The organism is Collimonas sp., from assembly GCF_035566555.1.
In the GTDB taxonomy this organism is placed as follows: Bacteria; Pseudomonadota; Gammaproteobacteria; order Burkholderiales; family Burkholderiaceae_D; genus Collimonas.
This window is the reverse complement of sequence record NZ_DATMRB010000198.1, coordinates 1-2,976: the sequence shown is the minus strand read 5'-3', so window position 1 is coordinate 2,976 and position 2,976 is coordinate 1. Positions and strand designations below refer to the sequence as shown.

3 protein-coding genes are annotated in these 2,976 nt (G+C 59.7%); 2 read left to right on the top strand and 1 reads right to left on the bottom strand.

The window, feature by feature from the left end:
- The first annotated feature begins 244 nt into the window (after positions 1 to 244).
- A complete protein-coding gene (locus tag VNZ65_RS24730) occupies positions 245 to 2,035 on the top strand; it encodes an acyl-CoA dehydrogenase (protein ID WP_325673856.1) in 1,791 nt (596 codons plus the stop codon).
- 61 nt (positions 2,036 to 2,096) lie between these two features.
- Here VNZ65_RS24730 and VNZ65_RS24725 read toward each other — a convergent pair whose 3' ends face one another.
- Positions 2,097 to 2,516: an NINE protein gene (locus VNZ65_RS24725; RefSeq protein WP_325673854.1), complete on the bottom strand. Its 420-nt coding sequence runs from the start codon at positions 2,514 to 2,516 to the stop codon at positions 2,097 to 2,099.
- Positions 2,517 to 2,804: 288 nt separating this feature from the next.
- Here VNZ65_RS24725 and VNZ65_RS24720 point away from each other — a divergent pair.
- The coding region (locus tag VNZ65_RS24720; RefSeq protein WP_325673858.1) for a small ribosomal subunit protein bS16 at positions 2,805 to 2,976 on the top strand (172 nt) is incomplete at its 3' end.

The window sequence follows — 2,976 nt, the reverse complement described above, 5'->3', positions numbered from 1 at the left end:
GATGAAGAAGCGCCGATTTTCTCGGTGGCGGATTACGGCATTGTCGGCGACCTGTTCGAGATCGTGCCGCAGCTGGTGGCTGAGCTGGGCTAACGCAACTTCGACGCAACTTCGGTCGACATCAGCCGACGGGCGTTTGACGGATGCCGCTGGCCGGGGTCCAGTTGAAAATCGAATAAAGGGGTGGTATGCGAATGCCGGCAGCGCCGGCTTCTCTTGCCACCCCGATTTTTAGGAGTAGCACATGAGTTATGTCGCCCCGTTGAAGGACATGCTGTTCGTACTGAACGAACTGGCTGGCCTGGAGCAGGTCAGCACGCTGCCCGGTTGCGAAGACGCGACCCCGGAAACCGTGGAAGCAGTGTTGCAGGAGAACGCCAAGTTTTGCAGTGAAGTGGTGGCGCCGCTGAACCGTAGCGGCGACCAGGAGCCAAGCTATTGGCATGATGGCGAAGTTACTACCAGCAAGGGTTTCAAGGAAGCCTTCAAGGCGTTTGCCGAAGCCGGCTGGCAGGGTGTGCAGCATCCGGTCGAATTCGGCGGCCAGGGTTTGCCGAAGCTGGTGGCGACGCCATGCATCGAGATGCTGAATGCCGCCAACCTTTCCTTCGCCCTGTGTCCGCTGCTGAGCGACGGTGCGATCGAAGCGCTGCTGACGGCCGGCAGCGACGAGCAAAAACGCATCTACCTGGAAAACCTGGTGTCCGGCAAATGGACCGGCACCATGAACCTGACCGAACCGCAAGCCGGTTCCGACCTGGCGCTGGTGCGCACCCGCGCCGTGCCGCAGGACGACGGCACGTTCAAGATTTCCGGCACCAAGATTTTCATCACCTACGGTGAGCACGACATGGCTGAAAACATCGTGCACCTGGTGCTGGCGCGCACGCCGAATGCGCCGGAAGGCGTGAAGGGCATTTCGCTGTTCATCGTGCCTAAATTCATGGTCAACGCCGACGGTACGCCGGGCGCCCGCAACGACGTTCATTGCGTCTCGCTGGAACACAAGCTGGGCATCAAGGCCAGTCCGACCGCGGTGCTGCAGTTCGGCGACCACGGCGGTGCGGTCGGCACCCTGGTCGGCCAGGAAAACCGCGGCCTCGAATACATGTTCATCATGATGAACGCGGCGCGTTTTGCGGTAGGCCTGCAAGGTATCAGCGTGGCGGAGCGGGCTTATCAAAAGGCCGTGGCTTACGCCAAGGACCGGGTGCAGTCGCGCGACCTGGCCGGTTCGGCAGGCGCCGTCACCATCATCCATCAGCCGGACGTGCGGCGGATGCTGATGAGCATGCGCTCGCAGATCGAAGCAGCGCGCGCGCTGGCTTACGTCACCGCGGCGGCGCACGATGCTGCCCATCACCACGGCGACGAAGCGGTGCGCAAAGCCAACCAGGCATTCTATGAATACATGGTGCCGGTGGTCAAAGGCTGGTCGACCGAGATTTCCATCGATGTGGCTTCCACCGGCGTGCAGATCCATGGCGGCATGGGCTTTATCGAAGAGACCGGCGCCGCGCAGTTCTATCGCGACGCCCGCATCCTGACGATTTACGAAGGCACCACGGCGATCCAGGCCAACGACCTGATCGGCCGCAAGACCGCGCGCGACGGCGGCGCTGTGGCCAAGGCCATCATCGCCCAGGTGCGCGCCACCCAGGCCGAGCTGGCAGGCAGCGGCGCAGCCGACCTGGTGGCGATCGGCAAGCAACTGGCCAGCGGCGCCGAGGCGCTGGAGCAGGTGGTCAGCTATGTGGTCGACAACCTGAAAAGCGATATCAAGGGCGTGTTCGCCGGCAGCGTGCCGTATCTGAAGCTGGCCGGGATCGTGCTGGGCGGCTGGCAGCTCGGCCGCGCGGCGCTGGTGGCGCAGCGCAAGGTGGCGGAAGGCGCAAGCGACAGCGGCTTCTATAAGGCCAAGATCGGCACGGCGCGTTTCTTTGCCGAGCATATCCTGTCCCAGGCTGAGGCTTATCGTATCTCGGTGGTCGAAGGCAGCAGCGGCGTGATGGCGTTGACGGAAGATCAGTTCTGAGGATCGCCGCGGGCGTAAAAAAAAGCAGCCTCGGCTGCTTTTTTTACGACTCATGGGCGGCTCAGCCGTAGGCGCCGCCGGTGTACAGCAGGTCGAAGGTGCGCGCAATCGCGCCGATCAGGCCAATCGCGCCTATGCCCAGGGTCAGCACCACCAGCAGGATCACAAACCAGCTGGAATCGGACTGGCGGCCGGAATTGGCATTGTATTTGGCGTCCCATTTTTCATCAGGGGTCAGCCCGATGATCAGCGATTCCAGAAAGGCAATCAATCCGGAAACAATCAATGGTCCGAACAGAAAGGCAAGCTGCTGGTCCTTGCCCCACAGCCAGTAGGCCAGCAAGGAAATTGGCAAGGAGGCAAGATGCAGCCAGCCCCAGATATCGCTGGATCCCTTCAGGTAAAACCGGTGCAGGCCGATGCTGCCGAATACGGTGGCGAGGAAAGTGGTGAGTGTCTTGTTCTTGTGGCTTGATGTCATTGGCGGGGGCGGTGAGTGGTTTATTTGGTGCATGCGGCAAAAAAACAAGGCAAAAGTGCACAATTTGCCTCAAATACGGAAATTGCTAATATACTAGCGCCGTTATCGCTACTGATGTTGTTAACACGCATCGTAAGCATCGGACAGCGAATTGAGGGCTCAGTGACCAGCCTGTATCAATTGACTGTCGCTGATAGCACCCACCCAGAGCGCCTGCTACTTGCTCACAGAGCAGTACGGCGATTTTTACAGCCTGCAATCACCTTTTGACGTAGTGACGCCACACCGATGACCAGCTTTGGTTGCGGGGTAGGCATAATTTGCGTTATAATTTGCGGCTTTTTCCGTGTTCGAACACTTTTTGGAAACATTATGGTCGTTATTCGTTTATCCCGTGGTGGCGCAAAGAAGCGTCCTTTTTACAACATCGTAGCTACTGATTCGCGCAATCGCCGTGACG